Genomic DNA, 22,897 nt, shown 5'->3' with positions numbered 1-22,897 from the left:
CACACAACCGTGTGATATCAAAGATCGGGAGAGTAAGCTCTCCCGATCTTTCGTATCATGTACGATGGAGGTGGGCGTGTGGACCTGAATTACGTTGAAAACCTCGATCTCTCTGGTATTGCAGTAGCCATGAAAGGCATAGTGAAGCAATTCCCTTCTGTTTTGGCCAATGATCATGTGAATTTTGAAGTCAGGAAGGGCGAAATTCACGCACTTGTCGGTGAAAACGGTGCCGGGAAAACCACCCTGATGAACCAGCTTTATGGACTTTATACCCCTGATGAAGGGGAGGTTTTTATTAACGGTAGAAAGACAATAATCAACGGGCCGAAAGATGCCATAGATATGGGAATAGGAATGGTTCACCAGCATTTCATGCTTGTAGACAATCAAACGGTAGCCGAAAATGTCGTCTTAGGATCTGAACCTAGGCGAGGACCCTTGAAGCTATTCATGGACTCCGGCAGGGCAAGAAAGATAGTAATAGAGCTCTCAAAAAAATACGGCTTGGCCGTTGATGTCGATGCATATATCGAAGACATTCCAGTTGGCATGCAACAAAGAGTTGAGATCCTTAAGATCCTTTATAGGGGCGCAGAGATCTTGATTTTCGATGAACCAACTGCGGTTCTTACCCCTCAAGAAACAGAGGAACTTTTCAAAATACTCCTTGTTCTTAAGGAAAACGGCAAGACAATAGTCTTCATTACTCACAAATTGAATGAGGTAATGGCTATTACTGACAGAGTTACGGTCATGAGATTGGGAAAGGTAACCGGTCAAGTCAATACTAAAGACACTAATCCAAGACAACTCGCCAATATGATGGTCGGCAGGGAGGTCCTCCTCAGAGTCGAAAAAGAAGAGAAAAAGGCAGGGGAGACCGTTTTGGAGATAAAAGATCTCCACGTAAAGGATAACAGAAATCTCGACACCGTAAATGGCGTATCCTTCGTAGTTCGTCGGGGCGAGATAGTTGGTATCGCCGGCGTCGCGGGAAATGGCCAGACGGAACTAGTTGAAGCAATTACTGGACTTAGAAAGGTTGAAAAGGGAAGAATCTTCCTCAATGGAGAAGATCTGACAAATCATACAGCTCTTGAGATTAGAGAGGCCGGAATGACACACATCCCAGAAGATCGACACAAAAGGGGCATGATAATGCAATATCCCGTCTATTATAACCTCATACTGGGGAAGCAGGATGAAGAACCATTTTCCCAAGAGGGGTTCATAAATTTGAAAGCTGTCAAGACCTTCGCAAGTGATGTTGTTGAGACTTTTGACATAAGGCCAAAGAATATAAACATGATTGCTGGAAATCTCTCCGGAGGGAATCAACAGAAGGTTGTAGTGGGCCGCGAGATCAGCATAGTACCCATTGAACCCAAAGTGGTTGTAGTCTCTCAGCCAACAAGAGGGCTTGATATTGGTGCGATAGAGTTCATTCATAAGACGCTGATATCTATGCGGGATAAGGGAATCGCATTGCTGCTGATTTCGATGGAACTCGATGAGATCTTTTCTCTTTCAGACAGAATACTTGTCTTCTACGAAGGTCAGATAATGGGAGAAGTGGCTCCGCATGAAGTTAATAGAGAGGAGATTGGCCTTATGATGGCGGGCCACAAGAAGACCGAAGTCGTCAGGGAACGGAGTGATGAATCATGAACACGGGCAAAATATATGCTTTACTAGTTCCTATCGTCTCCGTTTTGATAGCTCTCCTAATCGCCTCCATAATTATCATCATGATCGGAAAGAATCCAGTGACAGCTTACGCGATAATGCTTGATGGAGCCTTTGGCAGCCAGGAAGCTATCGCAGACACAATAATGAAGATGACGCCTCTGATCCTTACCGGTCTCGCCGTAGGTTTTGGATTCAGAGCAGGTGTCTTTAACATAGGTGCTGAAGGTCAGATGACAATGGGTGCTCTTATAGGCGCAGTGGTCGCTATGAACATCGGTGGAATTCCGTCAGTTATAGCGATCCCTCTTTCTATTCTCGCGGGAATGCTTGCAGGAGCTTTTTGGGCTTCAATTGCCGGATTTCTCAAAGCCTTCACTGGTGCCCACGAAGTAATCTCAACGATTATGCTGAACTGGATTGCTTCTAACTTGGCATCTTATATGGTAACTGGGCCTCTCGCCGTGGGCTCCGGAACTCCAAAGAGTCCTGAGATTGCGGAGGCGTCGAAACTTCCTGTGATCTTGAAGGTTCAAGCGACTGAACTCAGCATCGGAATTTTCATTGCTGTTGCTGTTGCAATAATCATGTATATCTTGATTGAAAAGACTACAACAGGCTATAAGCTGAAGGCAGTCGGATTCAACCCTCATGCTGCAGAGTATGGAGGTATAAGCATCAGGAAGAGCATAATTCTTACTATGGCGATAAGTGGCGCTCTGGCTGGAATGGCAGGAATTGTCGACCTTATTGGTGTTCCACCTCATCGATTCGTTGGAGAACTCACTGGGGGAAGAGGCTTTGATGGAATAACGATTGCGCTTATAGGAAGAAACAACCCGATTGGAATAATCTTCGCTGCTCTTCTTATAGCTGCCCTAAGAACCGGTTCAAATGCGATGCAAATTCGAGCTCAGATTCCAAACGACATTGTTTCGATAATTCAAGGCATAGTGATATTCCTCGTGGCAGCCGAAAGAATAGTATCAACGCTGATTTCCTGGAAGCGAAAGAAAGGAGTGACTGCAATATGAGCTGGATCGAAGCGATCTTTGCAATTCTGGTCAACCCCTTGTTCTATAAACTAACGCTGCTCTCTGCGACTCCTTTAATCTTTGCTGCTCTCGGAGGAACTTATAGTGAAATCACGGGAGTTACAAACATTGCGCTCGAAGGCATCATGCTAATGGGAGCCTTTACTTCGATAGTTTTCACTCTAATAACCGGAAATGCCTGGCTCGGGGTTCTGATGGCAGTAATTATCGGTACTGGCTTTACTTGGTTTCATGCGTGGGCAAGTATAAGGTGGTCTGCAAACCAGATTGTAAGTGCTACCGCTCTTGTAATAATTGCACAAGGCACAACTTCATTCTTGATGATTCCTATCTTTGGTAACGAGGGTCAAACAGACTTCATTGGCCGCGTGCCATATCTTGATGCTGGCTGGCTAAGTGAGATTCCCTTTATCGGAGATATTTTTGGTTCTATGAGTCCCTTTACTTACCTAGCCATTATCGCTGTAATCGCCAGCTGGTTCTTGATGTACAAGACTCCCCTTGGGCTTAGAATGAGAGCTGTCGGAGAAAACCCCGAAGCTGCCGATACTCTTGGAATAAATGTTTTCAAGATCAGATATTTCGGTGTTCTTATGAGTGGCGTTTTTGCAAGCCTAGCCGGAGCTTTTCTTTCAGTCGGAGAGCTTGGAAGATTCGTCGAAAATATGATTCACGGAAGAGGGTTTATTGCGCTTGCCGCGATGATACTGGGTAACTGGAATCCCGTTGGAGCCATGTGGGCCGCAATTCTCTTTGGCGCTGCGGAAGCAATGAATCTTCAGCTACAGAGCAGCTCTATAGTCTCTGTTTCGTCCAGCGTAAAACCTCTTTTCAATATGCTTCCGTTTGTGGTTACGCTGATAGTAGTCGGAGGATTCATTGGGAAGACACGGTCTCCTGCAGCTTCCGGTACACCTTATGAAAAGGATTCATGACAAATAAAAAGAGGCCTTGATTGGCCTCTTTGTCTATATAGAGTTGATTGCTCGCTGGAGCCTGTTGAGAGTCTTGTTCCTTCCCAGGAGAAAAATAATATCTACTAATTCGGGCCCCTCTTCGACAGATGTGAGTATTTTTCTCAGGGTCATATAGAAAGCCTTTCTGTCCGGTTTCAGATCTTTGAGAATGCCTCTTATTGTACCAATTATTTCATCGTTGTTCCATGAATCAAGATACTCGACTCGTTCTTTGAAAGCTTCCAAAGCTTTATAAACACCCTTTTCAACATCGTTGGAAGGAGTGAAAAAAGTCACCTGAGGATCTTCGAAATATAGCCTCATCTTATCCGGTATTTCGGAGAGTGTTTCCACACCCTTTCGAACGGAATCAACTGCTCTTTTCAGCCATTTTCTATTGGCAACGGCATCTTCTGCAGTCATCAATTTCGATTGAATGATAAAGGGGACTGCCAAATCGGTTATTCTTTCAAGATCAGATTCGCGAATGTAAACCCCGTTCATCCACTTGGCTTTCGCCTCATCAAATATTGCAGCGCTTGTGTTGACCCTTTCAATGGAGAAACTCTCTACAATCTCTTCGTGATTCAGAATCTCTTTACCGTCCGGGTGTGACCAGCCAAGCAGTGTAAGGAAATTGAAGAAGGCCTCAGGCAAAAAGCCCCTTTCTCTGAACTGCTCAACCGAAGTGTCGCCATGTCTTTTACTTAGTTTCTTTCCATCAGGTCCAAGGATCATCGAAACATGGGCAAAGGAGGGTATTGGAGCTCCAAAGGCTTCATAGAGTGCAAGTTGCCTTAGAGTATTGGAAAGGTGGTCGTCTCCCCGTATCACGTGCGAGATCTCCATTGTGATGTCGTCCGCCACTACAGCGAAGTTATAGATAGGTTGACCGTTGGAGCGCATAATCACAAAATCTCCAATTGCTCCCTCCTTAAAGACTACTTCACCCTTTATCAAATCTGGAAGTCTGTACTCTTTCCGAGGCATCTTGAAAAAAACGACAGGTCTCAACCCTTTGGATTCGAACTCAGAGATTCTTTCATCAGTGTTGAAGGCCTCAAGCATCTCTTGATCATAGTGTGGCGCCTTCCCTTCTGATAGCAATTTGTCATGCAGTTCCTCTATCTCTTCAGGATAGGCATGGACTTCATAAGCCTGTCCCCTTTGGAGCAGATCCCCGATCATTTCCCTGTAAATAGGGCCTCTCTCACTTTGTCTGTATGGGCCAAAAGCGCCACCGACATCTGGACCCTCATCCCATGTTATACCAAGCCACAGAAGCGACTCCATTAGCTGATCCTCATATTCCTTGGTGGATCTGGAAATATCGGTGTCCTCTACACGGAGAACAAGCTTTCCACCGTAGTGCCTTGCAAACAAGTAGTTGAACAGCGCAGTTCTAGCTCCTCCAACATGGAGGTATCCGGTTGGGCTTGGAGCAAATCTAACTCTAATCATACTTATCACTTTCCCTTCCAGCAAAAGCGAGCAAAATACCAGAAACCGTCTTGCTATCGGTAATTTGACCACCAATTATCATCTTTACAACCTCTTTAGAATCAACCAGAACCGGCTCAACAAATTCCCCCTCATCGGGACACGGCTCCTGAGACTTCTCTACTTCACCAACATATATGTGAATTATCTCATCGGAAAAGCCCGGAGAGGTTTCTATTGTAATCAATTTGTGCAGAAATCTTGGTACGTAGCCAGTTTCCTCAAGCAACTCTCTTCTAGCACAATCTTCAGGTCTCTCGCCCGCATCAAGCTTTCCAGCCGGTATTTCAAGCATGTACTTCTGAACCGGAAATCGGAACTGCCTTACAAGAAGCAACTGCTCACTGACAAATGCGACAATCGCGACGGCCCCGGGATGCCTAACCACCTCTCTGAGAGCTAGACTTCCATCCTGCAAAATTACTGTATGTCTTTCAAGCCCCAGAATTCTTCCTGAAAAAATCCTCTCTTCTCCAACTGAACGCTCCATTTCACTTCTCCATCTCAAAATGCATCGGCAGCAACTCAAATGTAGTTGTTCTCTTAATATTCTCTTCTCCTACTAATATCACTTCAAAGTTCCCAAATTCCACCATAAACTGCCTGCAGGCTCCACAAGGAGAAGTCGGCTCCTTCCTGTCACTTACTATGGCTATACTTCTGAACTTCCTGTACCCATTTGAAACAGCCGAGACGATGGCCGACCTCTCTGCGCACATAGATAGTCCGTACGAACTATTTTCAACATTGGTTCCTACGAAAACTCGGCCTTCTTCGGTAAGTAGAGCCGCACCAACGGGAAATTTCGAGTAAGGGGAGTATGATCGCTCCTTAGCCTCAATAGCTTTCTGTATTAGTGCCTTCTCCTCCAATCTGTCTATCATCAACGCTCCTCCTGTCTACAATTAGCCTGATTTTCTCAACTTTGTTCTTTCCCGCAGCAAGAACTTCGAAAGTGAATCCGTCTACGATAATCTTTTCTCCCACTTCCGGAAATCTCTCAAGAACTTCTAGCAGGTAACCGCCAATTGTCTCGAACTCCGTTTCAGGAAATGGCTGTTCCAGTTCTCTCTCAATATCGTTTATCGGAGTCATTCCATCAACTATGTATTCTCTCTCTCCCAATCTCTCTATCATTATCTCTTCTGACTCTTCATCATATTCGTCCAGTATTTCACCCGTAAGCTCTTCGATGACATCTTCCATGGTAATGATACCGGCAGTTCCTCCATACTCATCTATAACAACTGCGAGATGATTCTTCTTCTCTTTGAACTCCCTAAGAAGATCGTCAACCTTCTTCGTCTCAGGAACAAAATATGGATACCTCATAATCTCTTCGACACGGATCGTCTGGAGGACATCGTTGTCCTTTCTGTCGAGAATGAAGTTCAGAAGATCTTTAGCATAGCAAACACCCACAATCCTATCGATATTCTCCCTGTAAATCGGATATCTAGAGTATCCTTCGGATTGCACGAGTTCCATCAGATCTATCAGCGGTTGTTCTTCCTCAAGAGCAACGATTTCGACTCTGGGCGTCATGATCTCCTTCACCGATATATCTTTCAGCTCCAGAGTTCTCTTCATAATCATTCTCTCTTCCGACTGAAGAACCCCTTCCTTATGCCCCGCATCTACTGCAGATTTTATTTCGTCTTCAGTTATGAAAGGTGCGAATTCGGCCTTTTTCCCACCGATAATTACTATAAAGAAACTCGAAATCCGCAATAATAACCACAATATTGGTTTCAAGACAATCGTGATTGCCGATATAAAGGTGATTGTTCTTCTGAATAAACGCTCGGAATTCTCACGCGCATAGATTTTGGGTGTAATTTCTCCAAAGATGAGAATGAGAAAGGTCATAATGCCCGTCACTAAAGCTGCGGCAACTCCGGCCGAGTTATCTGGAAGAACCTGCAATGCAAGCAAGGTTGCAAGTGACGAAGACAGTATGTTGACAACATTGTTCATCACGAGAATTGCTGTGAGAACTGAATTCGGGTTTTGAACAAAAAACTTCACCGACTTGCTGAATCGCTTTTCTTTGCTATCGACAAGGTCACGGAGTTTTAATTTACCCATTGACATAAGAGCAGTTTCTGTTCCAGAGAAGACACCCGAAAGATAAAGAAGAAAGCCAAGCAATAACAGATTCAATAAAATCGATACAGGATCCCCGCTACTAGTAGGGTCTTCCACTTCTGATTTGCACCTCCAGATCAATAATGATACGGTCTGTTGCCCAGGATCGCAAATGCCCGAAAAAGCTGCTCCAATAGGATAAGAACAGCCATTTCGTGAGTAAAGGTCATCCTTGACAAAGACAGTTTCTGCCAGCCCTTAGAAAGGACCTCATTACTAAATCCTAAAGGTCCTCCTACAAAGAAAGACAGATTGCTTACACCTATATTTTGCCATTTTTCAAGCATTCGTGCAAACTCCTGCGAGGAGTACTGTTCCCCTTGGGCATCAAGAAGCAGAATCTTGTCCTGCGAATCTGCAGCTTTCAAGTATCTTCTGCCCTCTCTCTCCTTCACTTGCTCTCTTTCTCTGGCGGTCGTCCCACCAAGCGGGAAATATTCTAGATCAACTCTTCCAAAAGCACCAAGCCACTTTCTGTATTGTTCTACACCTTCAACAATGAAATTTGACTTTGGTTTTCCTGTACCAACAATCCTAATATTCATCTTACCCTTTTTCCGCTCTTTATTACTCCGCTTACAATGTTCCTGGAAAAGTTGTATACTATTTCGCTGTAATCACCGGCCTTTATCAGAACAAGGTCGGCATCGAATCCTGCCTCGATCCTCCCTTTTCTATCCTCAAGGCACAAGGCTTTAGCGCCGTTCACAGTATACGCGATTATTGCCTCTTCTACAGACAAACCGCAACGGGAAACAGCTAGAAAGATTATGAAAAAGGGATCATAAATATTGCATGAACCTGGATTGAAGTCCGATGCCAGTGCAACTATGGCGCCACGGTCAACGAGCTCCCTCCCCTTTGCAAAGGCCTCGTTAAGAAAGAAGGAAGTTCCCGGCAGGATCGTTGCAACCGTATTGCTATTCGATAAGAGCTCCAAGGTCCCATCGTCGGCAGAAATCAAATGGTCTGCCGAAAGCGCCCCCAACTCAACTGCCAGTCTTCCGCCTCCAGACGCAGAAAGCTCATCGGCGTGAAGCTTCAACTTGAATCCCTTTTCCTTTGCTCGCTTTAAATACCACCTAGACTGATTCTCACTAAAGACACCATTTTCACAGAAGATGTCGACTGTATCGGTATACTCTGACACGTCATCGAGCATTTCTGCCATCGAGTAGAGAAAACTGTCCGACGATTCATACTCCTCGGCTACAGCATGCGCACCAAGAAAAGTCGGGACAAGATCAACTGGATGAATAGAATCAAGTGTTTTCAAAACCTTCAGCTGCTTCAATTCATTTTCTTTGTCGAGACCGTAGCCGCTTTTTCCTTCGATAGTAGTGACTCCGAGGGAAAGCATGCGATCGAGATGTCTAAGTGACTCTGCAACCAATTCAGAAGCCGAAGCCTTCCTCACCTCTTTAACTGTTGATCTTATACCCCCGCCGGTCTTCATTATTTCCATGTAGCTCTTACCGGACAGTCGCATCAAAAACTCTTTGCTTCTGCTACCTACGAAGGGAATATGAGTGTGACTATCTACAAATCCAGGAATGGCCACGAGTCCAGTTCCATCTATGTACTCACGCGCCTCCACGTTTTCCCTACCAACATAGGATATCTTCCCTCCCTCGATTGCGATATGCATATTGTGTCGTGTTTCAAGAGAGGACATCTCCTTGCCTCTTATTGGGCCGGCCTTTTTCGGAGAAGCTATCTGCCCAATATTCAAGATTGCAAGGTCAGCTTTTACCATTACCTTTCCTTGTCCGCAATGAAGTCCAGGACTTTTTTCTCGAGGATCGAAGAGCTTGTGAACTTTTCTAATCTCAAATAATGATCTGCAACATCCACAAGCGCCTGAAGTGGCGTTAATCCAACTATCTCCGATCCGACTATGGGAACTCCATGTCTTTCAGCCTCTGATTTTATCACCTCAAAGACCCTGAAAAGTGGAGTCTTTCTATAGTTAGTCATATTCATTGAAATCTGCACTATATCCCTATCCTCCAGCTTGAAGCCGAGAGCCTTCACATAGCGAAATCCTCCGCTTATATGCCTTACAGACTTCGCAATCTTGTTTGCAATTTCTATCTTATTCGTGCCAAGATTCACGTTGAAGGCAATCAAGTATTCCCTACAACCAACAGCCGTTACTCCAGCAGACGGGTGAATCTCTGAGGGGCCGAAATCTGGCTTCCATTGGTCGGAAGCAATCTTTGAAGCGAAGTTCTCGAATTCTCCCTTCCTTATGTTTGAAAGGCTAATTCGTTCGGGCGTTGATGCAGAATCCTCATACAGGTAGACAGGAATTCGAAGTTCCTCTCCTATTCTTTTCCCAAGTTTCTTTGAAAGCGCAATGCATTCTTCTTTTGTAACATTCATTACAGGAACAAGAGGAATAACATCAGTGGCGCCCATTCTTGGATGTTCACCTGAGTGATTATTAAGATCAATCAGTTCTTTTGCTTTAAGAGTCATGTTAAACAAAGCAGCTTCTACAGCTTCCGGTTCACCGGTAATAGTGATTACAGAACGATTGTGATCTGGATCGCTTGAGTAATCAAGAATCCAGACGCCTTCAATCTTCTTGGCCTCTTCTACAATCCGTTCAACAACGTCAAGTCTTCTTCCTTCACTGAAATTTGGGACTGATTCAATAAGTCTCATTTGTACCCCCTCGCAATAAACTACTCTCTCTGCTCTTTATCATATTCGATCTCTTTCACAGAATAACTATGTACAATCCCTAACTGAAGCGCAAATAACATAGACGACGACCCGCCATAACTAACAAATGGCAAAGGGATTCCAGTAACAGGCAGGAGTCCAAGATTCATTCCAACATTTTCAACGACGTGAAATGCAAAAACTGCAAATATCCCGCTAAGAACTATTCTACCAAACTCACTGCCAGTTTTTCTTGTGATGGACCAAACCCTCCATAAAAGGAGCAGGTACAGAACAAGCAGAGACACAGCTCCGATGAAACCCAACTCCTCACCAAGAACCGAAAAGATGAAATCCGTGTGATCTGCGGGAACATATCCCAGTCTGTTCATTGTACCCTGAAGATATCCTGTCCCTTTAAGGCCGCCCGAACCTATTGCTCTTATTGCCTGAATCGTATTGTATGCAGCTCCTGAAGCGTATTCTTCAGGATGAAGGAAGCTTAACAACCTGTCTCTTTGGTAGGGTTTTAGACCATACATGAAAACAATAGGAGCCAAAAAGGCAATTAGAACAGTTATTGCGATCATAAGCCTGTCATATCTCTTGCTAATCAACGTCATGAAATACCATATGATCAATACAATGATTGTCGTGCCCAGATCGGGTTCTAGATATATAAGACCCACAAAAACAAGAGTGAAAAATATACCCAGCGAAAACAATCCAAACCTGTGCTTAGCGTCTCTTGAATAAACATTCCCAAGGAAAATTATCAAAGAGAATTTCGCTAGCTCTGACGGTTGAAAACTTGCAATTCCTAGGTCTATCCACCTTCTTGAAGCTTCACCAGAATCTAGATAGAGAACTGCCGCGAGTGAAACTGTCGAAAGGATGATAAATGGAAAAGATAAGCTTTTCCATAGCTCTTTCTTTACAACATACGCGGTAAAGACGAACACTGCGCAAGAAAGCAGGACCCAGACCAATTGTCTTCCAAACAGGTACGCCTCACTTTCGCCGAAAGTAGCGCTGTACAGAACGACAAGTCCAAATATCATCAAAGAAACCATGATTATCGGAAGTAAGAACTCAACTCTTCGCTTCATTACACTCTCCTCAGAGGAATAATCAATTATATAACTTTTCTTTATTCTCGGGCTTGAGGTCTTTGATTATCGATCTAAGAGAACCCGTCTCTTCCCCACATGGACTTTCTTGGCGATGGACTAAAATGTATAATCTAAATGAAGATACTAACTTGCCCCATTGATTCTTTGAAGAAGGTGCAAAGTCCTGGTAGCATCATTTCTAAAGGAGATGTGAGATTAGAATGAATGTGAGAGAAATCGTCCAAATGAAGGGTCAAAGTAAACTGTCTGTGATCTCTGCTTACAGCTATTTTGAAGCGAAGTTTGCTGAAGAGGCAGGACTGGACATGATCATAGTAGGGGATTCTCTCGGAACGCTTGTGATGGGGAAAAGGGATACTCTCTCGGTAACAATGGACGAAATGATATGGTCCTTAAAGTCAGTCAGAAGGGGAGCGGAAAATAGTTTTATAGTTGCCGATATGCCCTTTGGCTCTTATCAATGTTCCAGGGAAAAAGCCGTTGAAAACGTGGTCTCCTTTTTGAGACATGGAGCCAGCGCTGTCAAAATCGAAGGCGGTTTCGAGACTGCAAACCTTATAAAACATTTGGTTGATAGTGGTTTTCCTGTAATGGGTCATATCGGGATAACTCCACATCACGCCAGTTTGGTCGGAGAATATCCTGTACAGGGAAGAGACGAAAAAAGCATAAAGAGACTAATTGAGTCTGTCAACGAATTAGAGGAGGCGGGCGTCTTTGCAATACTTCTTGAAATGGTTGTCGAAGATGTAGCGAAAAGGCTTACGGAAGATAGTTCTGTCCCCACAATTGGTCTGGGTTCTGGTCGATATTGTGACGGGCAGTTTCTTCGATGGCATGATCTACTTGGCATCAACGACGAATCTAGTCCAAGATACATTAAGAGATTTGCCGATCTTAAATCCAATATCATATCAGCACTTCGAAGATTTGATGAAGAGGTGAAGTCTGGCGTCTTTCCCGAGGAGAAAAATGCTTTTGAAGGGACAGAGGAGATTTGACGTTTTTCGCCAGATTCACTCGGATTTTGAGGATGAAATCCCGACCATGATGGTAGGCGAAAACATTGTATCATTCTCCGAAATAGACTCAACAAATGTGTACGCCAAGAATAACCTGGACAAACTTCCCTCCGGAACCGTCGTCTGGGCTCTCTCGCAAACTTCGGGTTATGGAAGGCACAATAGTTTCTGGTACTCCAATAAGGGCGGATTGTGGTTCTCTATAGTCTTCAAACCGTCGTTGATAAGGGAACCCAATGAGTACACAAAAGTAGTTTCGGTAGCTGTCGCAGAAACGATGATCAAGATGGGTATTAATTCAGTTGGCATAAAGTGGCCAAACGACGTGCTCATTGGAAAAAGGAAAGTGGCAGGTATTTTGACCGAAGCGATCTTCTCGGGGATATCGGTAAACGCTATTGTGGTAGGCGTCGGGATAAATGTAAACAACGAACTCCCTGAAGAGATTAGGCAGATCGCCATAAGTCTGGGAATGGTTATTAACAAACACATATCACTGGAAATGCTTCTCGATAAAGTTCTTAAGAGAGTAGAGTTCCTTCGAAAAAACTATCTAATTCGAGGGAAAAACAGATATCTAACACGCAGATGGAAAAAATATCTAGCTTTTGCGGAAAAAGATGAAATAACTGTATCCCTACCCAATGGTGAAAAAATCACTGGTATAATTAATAGCATCACTCCCTCATCTTTATGCCTTGAAAGAGAAGACGGAGTGATCCTCGAGATCAACTCCGGGGAGATTCTACTCTAGTTTCCTCCACGATCTCTGACTCGAATCCCTCTTTTACTCTTACTACAAGTACTCTGTTGAAAAATCTTACTGAAACAAGATCTCCGGGCTCAACTTCCGAAGAAGGCTTTGCTCTGATCTTGTTTCTGAATACGTAGCCCTTTTCAATTGCCTGCTTGGCTACTACTCTTCGTTTGATAATTCCGTTCATTTTCAAGAATTTGTCGATGCGCAAAACTGATCTCCCATGAGTATACACTTGACTAACGATAAGAAAATAGGTATAATTATGTTATCGAGATGTTCTTGCCCCCGTCACTCCGCTTGGCGCAGGGGCTTCTTTTTTTACTTGATCACAATTGTGCTTCTAATACCACCTATCTCTCTTACATACTGGCTGTTCACTAGAACACCACTCTCTATTTCCACTCCCATTAATCCAGTAAGTATGTAACCGGAATCCAAAAAAAGCCTGGCAAAACCTTCAGAACCAGAGAACTTCAACAGCTCATTATAAACTTCTAGATCAGATACTATCGCGCCTTCCTGAAGTTCTTTCGTGATCTTCACCTGGTTACTTGAAGAAACGTAAAGCCACCCGTCGCTAACCCAAATATACTGATCTTCTATAGATAAACCATTCTCAATGACGAGAATCTTGAGATCCGGATCGGCTTTTTCAAGGCGAAATTTAAGATCATCTAAGGTTCCACTGTAGCCTGCTCTCAGGACATAGGAATATCCTACCGAGTCTGTTGCTCCTGAAGTAGTTCCCTCAGAGCCCATGAGACTTGCGAATATATCGTCAACTGAGATGTTGGCATCTACCATGATTTCTCCCGTCATCTCTTCGGAAAACTCTGTGATATCCTGAGTGCCTATTTTGAGTTCTCCCAACTCTAAAGGAAGAAGTCCGAGCTGTTCGATATTTAGGTCTGAGAGAAAAGAAAGATCATTTATCTTTGCAAAGCCGGAGACGAGCGGAAGGTGGTAACCGGCTTCCAGTTCAACCACCGAAGCACCTTCAAGTGCGGAAGAGAACCTCTCTCTGGTCTCTTCAGAAAGGGGGACCGAAAGAGCCTCAGCAATCAGAATCCCCTCCTCATTCCACAACGAACCCTTCTGAACAACATCTCCCACCGAAGAGTAGAAGTAAGCAAACCCAGGCGTTAGACCTTCAGTGACCAGAGAAAGATTAAATCCCTTTTCTGTAACTGCATACTGCTCAATATCACCAATGAAGAGGTACTCCTGATCAACGGCGATATTTAGTTCAATCTCTGAGGGTAGAAGCTGCGGAAGTATCTTTTCGATAGCCGCCTTCAACGCCTTTGGATTCTCAGTTGGTCCAAGTACAATTACAAGACGATCCGTACCTTCTGAATCTACCCAGACAGCAAGTCCGAGATCTCCATCAAAAGCCTTATATATGTCTTTCGGATCTAGGCCATTATTGTAAGCCAACATTTCGACGTACTGCGCTATCAGTTGCTCTATGGCAAGCTGATTCAATACCATATCCATGAGAACGGCTTTTTTGGAAACGTTGTAATTGTTTTCTAGATCTTCAACTATTAGTACCGTATGCGATTGAGCTGGAAGACGTCCCGACATAGTGCCGACGCTTGCAACTGATAAAGCTCCAATAACCAGGAGTGCAAGTACCATAAATCTCCTCATTTATTCACCTCCAAGATCGTACTCTGAAATTTGACGAAAAAACCAAAGGAACAGTTCTTATTGCGATTCTACCATCTGACCGCTTAAACAAGCACAACAACGATAACGGTTCTTTCTCAAGAAGAGCAACAGCCGCAGATCCTACTTGAAGACGGCGTTGACATTTTGTATTTATTGATAGAGTATAATAAAAAAAGGCTCTATAGATAATCACAGAAAGTCAATAGTGAAGAGAGGGACGTTACTTGAGATTCCTTAGACTTGTTAAGAACGATCTTCTTCTAATAGTTAAATCGAGGGCTTTTCTTTTTGTGCTTATCCTTTTGCCAGTTATTTTGGCGGCCATATCTTCTATAACCTCCGAAACGGGAGGTTATTCCGACCTAAGAATAGGAATAATAAATGAAGACAAGACTTTCATAGGTCTCTTTTTTGTGCAGTACGCGACCTCTATGCTGAAAGGAGAGAACATACTTCAGCTATCGAACAGAGAGGAGATAGACTCGGTGATCGACAAACTCGACGGGGTCTTCATAATTCCCAGAGGATTTGCGAACAAGCTTCTCTTTCAGGAACCCTCTGAACTGGTTTTCATTCCAAACCCAGGATCAATGCAAACTGCAGTTGCCGTCTATCAGGTTTTGAGCAATGTTCTGAGAGAGTTCAAAGCCCTTCCGGTTGTAGCAGATCCCGAATTCATGAAGACCGTGGAGATCGACCCGAACTACGTAGCGCCCTCTCTCACAGTTGAAGGTATCTCCGAGTCTAAGCTAAGCTTCTCTTCACTTCTCTTTCCTATAGTTCTGGTTACAACGATTATGTTCATAACATCAATAGGAGCTGCTACGGGTATCTATGAAGACAGAAGGAACGGTGTGATAGATCTTCTCCGACTATCAGATGTGGGATCAGTGAAATATATAATTGCCAAGACGGTCAGTTTTTTGATTTTTTCAACTGCGCAGGTTTTGATCTTCATTACGGCCGGAAGATTGTTTGGGCTTGAAATTGCGTCGAATCTGATTCTTTATGTGGTGGTGTTAGAAGTCTACATTCTCCTGTTTACATCTATAGGACTTCTCATAGGGACAATACTGAATTCTTCAAGGAGTGCTCAATTAACGTCAATAACGCTTGTCACAGCGGTATTGATTCTGAGCGGAATTCTGATACCTCATTCAATGTTCCCCGATTGGCTCGAATCGTTCAGTCGAAGTCTCCCAACCACCTCCCTCCTTGTCGTACTCCAGGGAATATCAATGCTTGACTTCACTTTTCCCATGGTCGTTTTGCCCACTGCAATTAATCTTCTGATAGCAATCGCAATAATAATCCTAACCGGGTTTGTCGCATCTAGGGAGGACATCTCGCTAGCAGACTAAATCACGGTTAACGTTGACTGACCGAGTCAAAAGAGTTATAATGATTGTAGTTGAAATACTCCCAAAGGGAGAGGGCTTGTTTTGCCCTCTATTTTTTATTATGGTGGTGTTGTTTGTGGAGGACCTGAAGAAAGAGCTTTTCGAGCTGGCAAATGAAGTCGCAAGCAACCTGGGCTATTCGATCTATGATCTCGGGCTAGGAAGAAGAGGTAAGAAAAGACTTGTTAAGATCACGATCGATAAGCTCGATGGATATGTTTCTATAAGCGACTGTGAATCATTCTCGGCCGATTTTGGTAGAGCGCTTGATTCAGCGGACCTCGTCCCATTTTCTTACGATCTTGTTGTAGAGTCTCCCGGACTGGAACGCGCTCTAAGGGATTTGAAGGATTACGTAAGATTCACAGGTGAGAAGGCAAAGGTGATTCTCAAGGAACCCATTGAAGGGGTTTCGGTTTTGATTGGGAAGATCATCTCATGCGAAAACGACGTTGTCACTGTTGAGAGTTCCGAGAACGGTAAAGAGATAGCATTCCACTTTTCAAATGTTAAGCGCGCAAACTTAAAACTATAATTTGGACGGTGAGGTGTTCACATGAATCTCAATCTCTTGGAAGCCCTTGATCAACTGCAAGATGAGAAGAATATAGAAAAGGAAGAGGTTATAGACATACTGGAAAAAGCTCTCCAGAGTGCTTATAAGAAAAACTTCGCGTCCGAGAGCGATGTCGATGTCAGGATCGACAGGCTTACAGGCGACATAGAAGTCTTTGAAAAACTACTGGTGGTCGAGGCTGTGGAAAACCCCTCTTTAGAAGTCAAGCTGGAAGAAGCTTTAAAACTCGATTCTTCGGCGGAGATTGGCTCAACAGTTGAGAGAAAACTCAACATTAAGAAATTCAAGAGGATCGCCGCTCAAACGGCTCGACAGGTTCTTATTCAAAAGATACGTGAAAAAGAAAAAGAGAACCTCTTTGATAAGTACGTCGATATGAAGGGAACGGTGACAACTTCTGAGGTTCTTAGAGTCACTGACGAGTGGATCGATTTGAGGATAGGGAAACTCGAAACGAGGATCCCAACTAAGGAACTCATTCCCGGGGAACAGCCAAGACTGAATTCACTTATGAAAGTCTACGTTGTCGATGTCACAAAATCTGTTAGAGGACCTCGCTTACTCGTTACAAGACGAACCCCGGACTTCGTTATAGAACTCTTGAAACTTCAGGTTCCAGAAATAGCAAGTGGTGACGTAACCGTAAAGGCCATAGCCAGAGAAGAGGGTATTCGTACTAAGGTAGCCGTATTCAGTCAGAACACAAAAGTCGATCCTGTAGGGGCTTGCATTGGAGAAAGCGGGACAAGAATAGCCGAAGTCCTCAGGGAGATAAAACCCGAAAAAGTTGATATATTAAGGTGGAGCGACAATCCTGCGGAGTTTGTTGGAAACTCAATCGCACCTGCTTCAGCTCTTGAAGTGAAGGTTGCAAATATCGAAAACCACGAGGCCACCGTCTTTGTCTCGCCAACTCAACTTTCCCTAGCAATAGGAAAAGGTGGCCAAAATGCAAGACTTGCCGCAAAGTTGACTGGCTGGAAGATAGACATTAAGCCGATTATGTAACGTAGTTCGGCTTTTTGGAGGCTGTCATGAGAAATGATCAGCTCAAGGCAGAACTGAAAAAAAGAAATCAAAGAATGACGGCTCAAAGGGAATTAATTCTAAGACTTTTCCTTGAAGCTGGCACAGAGCACTTGAGTGCGGATGAGATCTACCATAAGGTTCAGGGGAAGAACTTCAGAATAAGCAAGGCAACCGTTTACAGGACGATTGAGCTACTCGCCGATATAAGGCTTCTCAGAAAGATCGTTTTTGAAGATGGAGTAGTGAGGTATGAACTCGTTGAAAAGGGTGAGCACCACCATCATCACGTAATTTGCAGCAATTGTGGTGCCGTCGTCGAATTTCATCTTGATAACCTCGAAGAACTTGAAGAGCTTGTGAAGTCGAGGACCGGTTACACCATAGAGGACCATCAACTGAAATTTTACGGCTTGTGCCCTAAATGCCAGAATGCAATGAAAGACAAGAAAAGTACAAGCAACGAAATAAAATAAGCCGGGAAGGCTTCGAATCGCATTGCCGGAATCGCTTCTCCGATAGATGCTGTAACCTTTCCCATTATGTTCGACATTGTTCTGAGGCTTCCCGAAATAAAGGAACTTACCACTTCGATTCCCAGAAAATCTGATACCAATATGGCTATCATCCCTATGTAAGACGGCATTACGAACATCGGAACCATTAGAATAGTCAAAGGAATTCCGACAAGAGACAACGTACCAAATGCGGTCAAAGAAAGAGGAACAATTGCCGCCTGGGCAATTGCACCAACTAGAAAAGCTTGGTATATAAGGCTCTTCTTTTCGATTCCTGGCAGGAATATCAGCAGCGCAGCCGTAGCAAAGAAGCTCAGCTGAAATGAGATCGATGCAACAATTGATGGTTGAACCATTACAATTATCATTCCAGAAAGTCCAAGGATATTCAGTGGATGCTGACGATAATCGATAATCCTGAATATCGAATAGCATAAAAGCATGAGAAATGTTCTCAAGGCGGAGATAGCAGGTCCTGTAGACAATGTGTATAAGAAAAGCAGAGAAATCGAAGCTATTATTCTGGAATTCCTTCCGACCATTAGGAAAGAAAGTGCGCTGTGAACTAGAAGATACATCAGTCCTACATGCAAGCCTGAAACAGCGAACAAATGGGCGATTCCAAGATCAGATATCGTTCTCCTCAATTCATATTCTATGTGCTTTCTGTCACCAGTAAAGACTGCAGCGGCAATGGTATTGTCAAGTTCGTATTTTGAAAGCAGACCAGCAATATGTTTCCCGGGAAGAGAGATTATCTCAAACCTATCAATGCAGCCTTCTACTTCCGATTCGATTGTCAACAAAGGATACGTGTCGCTCCTCTTAAGCCTGCCAGCAGACCACACGATCTGCCCGGGAAAGGCAACGGCTTTTCTGTCTGACAAATCGATATTTACGGCCGAGGGAAGATAAATCCATTCGCCATCCCGGAGAAGTCTACCATTACTTGCTTCGATCCTTCCCGTTCCACCTTTCGAAACATAGCCGACATACTCAACTTTTCCAGGATCGAGCATTTTCAAAGTGAAGGTTTGTACAAGGCAGCCCATCACAAAGAACAAGACCCAGGCAAACGGGCTGACTTGTTTCGAAGAGATAAGCATTACGGAAAGCGCGAGAAGGGCTAAAGAAAGCCAACCGCTATCCATCCAGATTGAAGAAAATATGATTAGCTCTCCCAGCATGGTCGCCAGAAGATAGAACAAAAAAGGAAAAGGTGTACTTCTTCGCCGGAGCGCATCGTGCATAACTAGATTCTACATCCCTTGCAGTGCTTTGTGAACAACGTGTTCGATGATTCACATGTGTTAGAATATTAGCGTTGAATGTTCCTGGAGGTTTTGAGGTGAGACAGTTTTCTTTTGGCGGGCTGACGCTGGTGGGTTACTATGGATATGATAACCTTGGCGACGATCTTCTGTTGCTTTCATCACTATCCCTGATCGAAGAGATAGAATTTGAAGGACCGATTTATCTGCCCGCCTCACCGAGCATAAACCACATAGCCCACAGATTTCCGTCAAAACTGGATGTAAGGATAATTAAGCGCTTCAGCATAAGAGAGCTCCAAACCTCCATCAAGAACTCGATTCTAACCGTATTTGGAGGGGGAAATCTCCTTCAGGATCAGACAAGCTGGAGGAGTTTTTTGTACTATTACGAGATTGCAAAGTACACTCTCAAGAAAGACAAACCCCTGCTCTTTCTTTCCCAAGGGTTTGGCCCATTAAGTAAAACCGCAAACAGGAAGGCACTGAACAAGTTGCTCAGTGATCCGCTTACTTACGGAGTCATGAGAGACGCCGTAAGTTACAAACATTTTGCATCAATATCGAATAAAGCAATCCTCGGAACAGACTATGGACCGTACTACCTTCGAAAAAAAAGGATAATACCCGAGAAGCGTGAAACGATTGCTGGCTTAGCGGTAATAGTTCTGAAAAACGGAACCAGTGTAGACGATGTACTCCATTCTCTCAGATTGAATAATCTATCACAAGTTTGCGCCGTAGGGTTTCATAATCACCACGATGAGCAAAAGAGAAGCGAACTTGAATCCAAGGCGCGTTCAAACGGATTCAAAGTAAGAAAACCTCCAGAGAATCTTGAGGGAATGATTGAGGTTTTTAACAATGCAGAGTTAATAATCACAGAGCGTCTTCATGGAGTGATTCTGGCGATCTCATTGGGCGTTCCTTTCGTGTGGAAGAAGAATACTAAGCTTGATAGATTTGTGAGGTCTCTGGACAAAAACTGCAATCTCTATTTTGAAGAAAGTTGCGAGAGCTTGAGCCTATCAATCAACAGTTCTTTGAATAAGCCGGTGAATCTTAAGGAAGACTACTGGTCTCGTCTTGAAAACACGGTGAATGAATCAAAAGAGTTGCTCAAGAAACTCCTAGCAAGAAGGTGATTGAATGTGGAAATATTTCTTGCCGACAAGGGTCTTTGCAGGTAGACAAGTAATCGGCCAAAACGGTGAGTTGCTTAAGGAATTCGGCACAAAAGCGTTCATAGTTACTGGAAAATCCTCAGCAAAGAAAAGCGGAGCACTCGACGAAGTACTAAGGATGCTAGAAGCTTTAGATATTCCGAGTTCAATATTCGATGAGGTAGAAGAGAATCCTTCATTCTTTACAGTCGAAAAAGGAGGAAGGCTTCTTTCAGAAAATGAATGTGATTTTGTAATCGCAATTGGCGGAGGAAGCCCTCTCGATGCAGGTAAAGCGATCTCTGCAGTCGGAATGAACGGATGCAGTTGCGAGGACCTATACAGAGGAAAGAACCTTCCGTCTCACCCAATAGTCGCCATACCTACTACCTCGGGTACGGGTAGTGAAGTTACTCAGTACTCGGTTCTTACAAATGCCGATGGACAGAAAAAAGGCTTTGGGATGCCATCGATCTTTCCAGCGATATCCTTTCTCGATCCGAGATACACTGTGACAATGCCTTTAGATGTAACCATTGCTACCGCACTTGACGCATTATCCCATTCTTTGGAAGGCGAAGTAGTTAACAAGGGACAAAATCCCCTGCTAAAAACTCTTTCAAGAGAAGCAAACAGGCTCATTAAAGATTCGCTCGACAGAATACTGCTGGATGAGGATGATATTGATTTGCGTGAAAGGATGCAGTTTGCCGCAACACTCGCCGGAATAGTAATCGCTCATACGGGAACAACTGCAGTTCATGCAGCTGGTTATCCACTCTCTTCATTCAAGAATGTAAAACACGGTATGGCAAATGCTCTAATTCTGGTCGAGATCTTCAAGAAGATTGCGGAGGCCGACAAAGATAGAATAAGTGCTGCAATCGATCCTTTTGAGAGTCTCGATGAACTCCAGATTTTTATACAGAGGTTTATCTCTGGACGAATCTCCTTGAGAATCTCAGATGAAGAAATAAACGAATGGTCAGATTACACTTCAAAAGCATCGCACCTGAAGAAGACTCCAGGTAATTTCGACAAAGAGTTCTTCATGGATCTATACAGGAGGATCAATAACATTTGAGTGCAAGAGTTGTCTTGAAGCGGTCGATAAAAAGGAGGATCGCATTTGGCCATCCATGGATCTATGACAATGAAATCGAAAAAGCCGACTCTGTTGAAGGTGGTTGCATAGTAGATGTATTGACCAATTCCGGACAGTTTCTGGGAAGAGGATACTATAATCCGGACTCTTCCATCAGAGTGAGACTCCTAACAAGAAGAAACTGCAGTATCGATACTGATTTCTTCGCCCAAAAGCTAAAAAGATCATTGGCGATGAAATCTTCTTTGCTTAGATATGGCAATGCCTTGAGAGTTACGTTCGGCGAAGCCGATGGACTACCGGGATTGATAGTGGATAAATTTTCTGACTGGCTTGTCGTTCAGTTTAACACTCTAGGAATTGGAGTTCTCAAAAACGAGATCATTGAAGCTTTGATAGCCACACTGAAGCCAAAGGGGATATTTGAAAAGAGCGAGGGAATCTCCCTTACAAAAGAAGGGTTAGAATCAAAAGAAGGATGGCTTTTTGGTAACGGGCCAGAGTTGCTGCCCTTTTCATTGAATGGGGTTACTTTCTTTGCAGACACAAAAGGGCAAAAGACCGGTTTCTTCCTAGATCAAAGGGACAACGCAGAGAAACTGTCAAAATATGCGAACGGAAGAAATGTGCTTGATGTTTTCTCATATACCGGCAACTTCTCATTTCATTGTTTGAGCCAAGGGGCCAGTAGGGCGACGTTGGTTGACTCTTCGGAACGCGCACTTTCAGTTGCAAGAGAGACGGCTGAAATAAATGGATTCATCAGTAGATGCGAGTTTGTCAGGGCAAATGCATTCGACTATTTGAGAGAAGAATCACTCGCCGGTCACAGTCTTGTGATAGTTGACCCTCCAGCAATGGCAAAATCACCGTCTTCGAAAAAAAGTGCTTTGAGAGGGTACAAGGAACTCAACCTTAGAGTGATAAAAAAGGCTGTAAGCGGATCTCTTCTGGCATCTTCCTCATGTACACAAATCATTTCTGAAGATGACTGGATGAGAACTATCAACGATGCCTTTCACGACAGCAAAAAGGTCGGAATAGTCTCATTTAGAGGGGGCCAACCGCTTGACCATCCGGAGGTTAGCTCTATATTCGAGACAAGATATCTTAAGTTCTGCTTATTTCGTGTCTTTGAACTGTGTGATTTCTAAATGCAGCGCCAGATACTGTTGAAGTACCATTGTAATGCTATAATTCAGAAAAGTCTAACGGCTGGAGGTAGATAGA

23 protein-coding genes are annotated in these 22,897 nt (G+C 43.8%); 12 read left to right on the top strand and 11 right to left on the bottom strand.

The features are described from left to right. Positions 1–129 precede the first annotated feature (129 nt). The 3 genes from THEBA_RS01950 to THEBA_RS01940 are packed head-to-tail and all read left to right on the top strand — an operon-like array spanning position 130 to position 3,679. Positions 130–1,671, top strand: a complete 1,542-nt coding sequence (locus tag THEBA_RS01950) for an ABC transporter ATP-binding protein (RefSeq protein WP_041928396.1) — start codon at positions 130–132, stop codon at positions 1,669–1,671. Next, positions 1,668–2,723, top strand: a complete 1,056-nt coding sequence (locus THEBA_RS01945) for an ABC transporter permease (protein WP_006491940.1) — start codon at positions 1,668–1,670, stop codon at positions 2,721–2,723. Before THEBA_RS01950 ends, THEBA_RS01945 begins: the two co-directional genes overlap by 4 nt. Then, on the top strand, positions 2,720–3,679 hold the full coding sequence (locus THEBA_RS01940; RefSeq protein WP_006491939.1) for an ABC transporter permease: 960 nt from the start codon (positions 2,720–2,722) through the stop codon (positions 3,677–3,679). Before THEBA_RS01945 ends, THEBA_RS01940 begins: the two co-directional genes overlap by 4 nt. Positions 3,680–3,712: 33 nt before the next feature. Here THEBA_RS01940 and gltX read toward each other — a convergent pair whose 3' ends face one another. The 8 genes from gltX to THEBA_RS01900 are packed head-to-tail and all read right to left on the bottom strand — an operon-like array spanning position 3,713 to position 11,127. Next, positions 3,713–5,161, bottom strand: a complete 1,449-nt coding sequence (gltX, locus tag THEBA_RS01935) for a glutamate--tRNA ligase (RefSeq protein ID WP_014730219.1) — start codon at positions 5,159–5,161, stop codon at positions 3,713–3,715. Next, entirely contained in the window at positions 5,154–5,690 is a 537-nt protein-coding gene (locus tag THEBA_RS01930) for an NUDIX hydrolase (RefSeq protein ID WP_006491936.1), read from the bottom strand. The genes gltX and THEBA_RS01930 overlap by 8 nt, the downstream gene beginning before the upstream one ends. A gap of 1 nt (position 5,691) precedes the next feature. Then, positions 5,692–6,084 (bottom strand): cytidine deaminase, encoded by a 393-nt coding sequence (locus THEBA_RS01925; RefSeq protein ID WP_006491935.1) that lies wholly within the window; start codon positions 6,082–6,084, stop codon positions 5,692–5,694. Next, positions 6,038–7,405, bottom strand: a complete 1,368-nt coding sequence (locus tag THEBA_RS01920) for a hemolysin family protein (protein ID WP_014730218.1) — start codon at positions 7,403–7,405, stop codon at positions 6,038–6,040. The genes THEBA_RS01925 and THEBA_RS01920 overlap by 47 nt, the downstream gene beginning before the upstream one ends. 20 nt (positions 7,406–7,425) lie before the next feature. Further along, positions 7,426–7,893 carry a 23S rRNA (pseudouridine(1915)-N(3))-methyltransferase RlmH gene (locus THEBA_RS01915; RefSeq protein WP_006491932.1) on the bottom strand — a complete coding sequence of 156 codons (468 nt, stop codon included), beginning with the start codon at positions 7,891–7,893 and terminating at the stop codon, positions 7,426–7,428. Beyond that, positions 7,890–9,104 (bottom strand): imidazolonepropionase, encoded by a 1,215-nt coding sequence (gene hutI / locus THEBA_RS01910; RefSeq protein WP_014730217.1) that lies wholly within the window; start codon positions 9,102–9,104, stop codon positions 7,890–7,892. The genes THEBA_RS01915 and hutI overlap by 4 nt, the downstream gene beginning before the upstream one ends. Beyond that, positions 9,104–10,018, bottom strand: a complete 915-nt coding sequence (ftcD, locus tag THEBA_RS01905; RefSeq protein ID WP_014730216.1) for a glutamate formimidoyltransferase — start codon at positions 10,016–10,018, stop codon at positions 9,104–9,106. Before ftcD ends, hutI begins: the two co-directional genes overlap by 1 nt. 20 nt (positions 10,019–10,038) lie before the next feature. Next, entirely contained in the window at positions 10,039–11,127 is a 1,089-nt protein-coding gene (locus tag THEBA_RS01900; protein WP_014730215.1) for an FtsW/RodA/SpoVE family cell cycle protein, read from the bottom strand. 224 nt (positions 11,128–11,351) lie between these two features. Between THEBA_RS01900 and panB the strand changes: the two genes are divergently transcribed. Together panB and THEBA_RS01890 are read left to right on the top strand one after the other, a co-directional pair. Continuing rightward, positions 11,352–12,152 (top strand): 3-methyl-2-oxobutanoate hydroxymethyltransferase, encoded by an 801-nt coding sequence (gene panB / locus THEBA_RS01895; protein ID WP_014730214.1) that lies wholly within the window; start codon positions 11,352–11,354, stop codon positions 12,150–12,152. Then, a complete protein-coding gene (locus THEBA_RS01890) occupies positions 12,124–12,927 on the top strand; it encodes a biotin--[acetyl-CoA-carboxylase] ligase (RefSeq protein WP_014730213.1) in 804 nt (267 codons plus the stop codon). Before panB ends, THEBA_RS01890 begins: the two co-directional genes overlap by 29 nt. Here the strand turns inward: THEBA_RS01890 and THEBA_RS01885 are convergent. Further along, positions 12,902–13,141: a S4 domain-containing protein gene (locus THEBA_RS01885; protein WP_006491924.1), complete on the bottom strand. Its 240-nt coding sequence runs from the start codon at positions 13,139–13,141 to the stop codon at positions 12,902–12,904. The genes THEBA_RS01890 and THEBA_RS01885 overlap by 26 nt on opposite strands. A gap of 110 nt (positions 13,142–13,251) precedes the next feature. After that, entirely contained in the window at positions 13,252–14,586 is a 1,335-nt protein-coding gene (locus THEBA_RS01880; protein ID WP_014730212.1) for a hypothetical protein, read from the bottom strand. A gap of 245 nt (positions 14,587–14,831) precedes the next feature. Here THEBA_RS01880 and THEBA_RS01875 point away from each other — a divergent pair, with 245 nt between their 5' ends. From THEBA_RS01875 to THEBA_RS01860, 4 genes are all read left to right on the top strand, one after another. Continuing rightward, the gene (locus tag THEBA_RS01875; protein ID WP_006491922.1) at positions 14,832–15,968 is read left to right on the top strand and encodes an ABC transporter permease; all 1,137 of its coding nucleotides are present in this window, start codon (positions 14,832–14,834) and stop codon (positions 15,966–15,968) included. A 115-nt stretch (positions 15,969–16,083) separates the two neighbouring features. Beyond that, positions 16,084–16,542: a ribosome maturation factor RimP gene (locus THEBA_RS01870; RefSeq protein WP_236609190.1), complete on the top strand. Its 459-nt coding sequence runs from the start codon at positions 16,084–16,086 to the stop codon at positions 16,540–16,542. Between the two features lie 21 nt (positions 16,543–16,563). Further along, positions 16,564–17,592: a transcription termination factor NusA gene (nusA, locus tag THEBA_RS01865; protein ID WP_006491918.1), complete on the top strand. Its 1,029-nt coding sequence runs from the start codon at positions 16,564–16,566 to the stop codon at positions 17,590–17,592. A gap of 26 nt (positions 17,593–17,618) precedes the next feature. Next, the gene (locus THEBA_RS01860) at positions 17,619–18,086 is read left to right on the top strand and encodes a Fur family transcriptional regulator (RefSeq protein WP_014730211.1); all 468 of its coding nucleotides are present in this window, start codon (positions 17,619–17,621) and stop codon (positions 18,084–18,086) included. Here THEBA_RS01860 and THEBA_RS01855 read toward each other — a convergent pair. Then, a complete protein-coding gene (locus THEBA_RS01855; RefSeq protein ID WP_014730210.1) occupies positions 18,017–19,378 on the bottom strand; it encodes a ComEC/Rec2 family competence protein in 1,362 nt (453 codons plus the stop codon). The genes THEBA_RS01860 and THEBA_RS01855 overlap by 70 nt on opposite strands. A gap of 98 nt (positions 19,379–19,476) precedes the next feature. On the opposite strand from THEBA_RS01855, the gene THEBA_RS01850 reads away from it, so the two are divergent. From THEBA_RS01850 to THEBA_RS01840, 3 genes are read left to right on the top strand one after another with little or no spacing between them, the layout of a single operon-like run. After that, positions 19,477–20,544 (top strand): polysaccharide pyruvyl transferase family protein, encoded by a 1,068-nt coding sequence (locus THEBA_RS01850; RefSeq protein WP_014730209.1) that lies wholly within the window; start codon positions 19,477–19,479, stop codon positions 20,542–20,544. Between the two features lie 4 nt (positions 20,545–20,548). After that, entirely contained in the window at positions 20,549–21,646 is a 1,098-nt protein-coding gene (locus THEBA_RS01845) for an iron-containing alcohol dehydrogenase family protein (protein WP_014730208.1), read from the top strand. Further along, entirely contained in the window at positions 21,643–22,821 is a 1,179-nt protein-coding gene (locus THEBA_RS01840) for a class I SAM-dependent rRNA methyltransferase (RefSeq protein ID WP_014730207.1), read from the top strand. Before THEBA_RS01845 ends, THEBA_RS01840 begins: the two co-directional genes overlap by 4 nt. Positions 22,822–22,897 lie beyond the last annotated feature (76 nt).

It is taken from the genome of Mesotoga prima MesG1.Ag.4.2, assembly GCF_000147715.2.
GTDB classification, from domain to species: domain Bacteria; phylum Thermotogota; class Thermotogae; order Petrotogales; family Kosmotogaceae; genus Mesotoga; species Mesotoga prima.
This window is presented reverse-complemented; position numbering and strand designations above follow the sequence as displayed.

Excerpts from the sequence above, each read along its gene's own strand:
- THEBA_RS01950 (WP_041928396.1), top strand. The coding sequence starts at position 130 with ATGAAAGGCATAGTGAAGCAATTCCCTTCTGTTTTGGCCAATGATCAT.
- THEBA_RS01945 (WP_006491940.1), top strand. The coding sequence starts at position 1,668 with ATGAACACGGGCAAAATATATGCTTTACTAGTTCCTATCGTCTCCGTT.
- THEBA_RS01940 (WP_006491939.1), top strand. The coding sequence starts at position 2,720 with ATGAGCTGGATCGAAGCGATCTTTGCAATTCTGGTCAACCCCTTGTTC.
- gltX (WP_014730219.1), bottom strand. The coding sequence starts at position 5,161 with ATGATTAGAGTTAGATTTGCTCCAAGCCCAACCGGATACCTCCATGTT.
- THEBA_RS01930 (WP_006491936.1), bottom strand. The coding sequence starts at position 5,690 with ATGGAGCGTTCAGTTGGAGAAGAGAGGATTTTTTCAGGAAGAATTCTG.
- THEBA_RS01925 (WP_006491935.1), bottom strand. The coding sequence starts at position 6,084 with ATGATAGACAGATTGGAGGAGAAGGCACTAATACAGAAAGCTATTGAG.
- THEBA_RS01915 (WP_006491932.1), bottom strand. The coding sequence starts at position 7,893 with ATGAATATTAGGATTGTTGGTACAGGAAAACCAAAGTCAAATTTCATT.
- hutI (WP_014730217.1), bottom strand. The coding sequence starts at position 9,104 with ATGGTAAAAGCTGACCTTGCAATCTTGAATATTGGGCAGATAGCTTCT.
- ftcD (WP_014730216.1), bottom strand. The coding sequence starts at position 10,018 with ATGAGACTTATTGAATCAGTCCCAAATTTCAGTGAAGGAAGAAGACTT.
- THEBA_RS01900 (WP_014730215.1), bottom strand. The coding sequence starts at position 11,127 with ATGAAGCGAAGAGTTGAGTTCTTACTTCCGATAATCATGGTTTCTTTG.
- panB (WP_014730214.1), top strand. The coding sequence starts at position 11,352 with ATGAATGTGAGAGAAATCGTCCAAATGAAGGGTCAAAGTAAACTGTCT.
- THEBA_RS01890 (WP_014730213.1), top strand. The coding sequence starts at position 12,124 with ATGCTTTTGAAGGGACAGAGGAGATTTGACGTTTTTCGCCAGATTCAC.
- THEBA_RS01880 (WP_014730212.1), bottom strand. The coding sequence starts at position 14,586 with ATGAGGAGATTTATGGTACTTGCACTCCTGGTTATTGGAGCTTTATCA.
- nusA (WP_006491918.1), top strand. The coding sequence starts at position 16,564 with ATGAATCTCAATCTCTTGGAAGCCCTTGATCAACTGCAAGATGAGAAG.
- THEBA_RS01860 (WP_014730211.1), top strand. The coding sequence starts at position 17,619 with ATGAGAAATGATCAGCTCAAGGCAGAACTGAAAAAAAGAAATCAAAGA.
- THEBA_RS01855 (WP_014730210.1), bottom strand. The coding sequence starts at position 19,378 with ATGCACGATGCGCTCCGGCGAAGAAGTACACCTTTTCCTTTTTTGTTC.
- THEBA_RS01845 (WP_014730208.1), top strand. The coding sequence starts at position 20,549 with ATGTGGAAATATTTCTTGCCGACAAGGGTCTTTGCAGGTAGACAAGTA.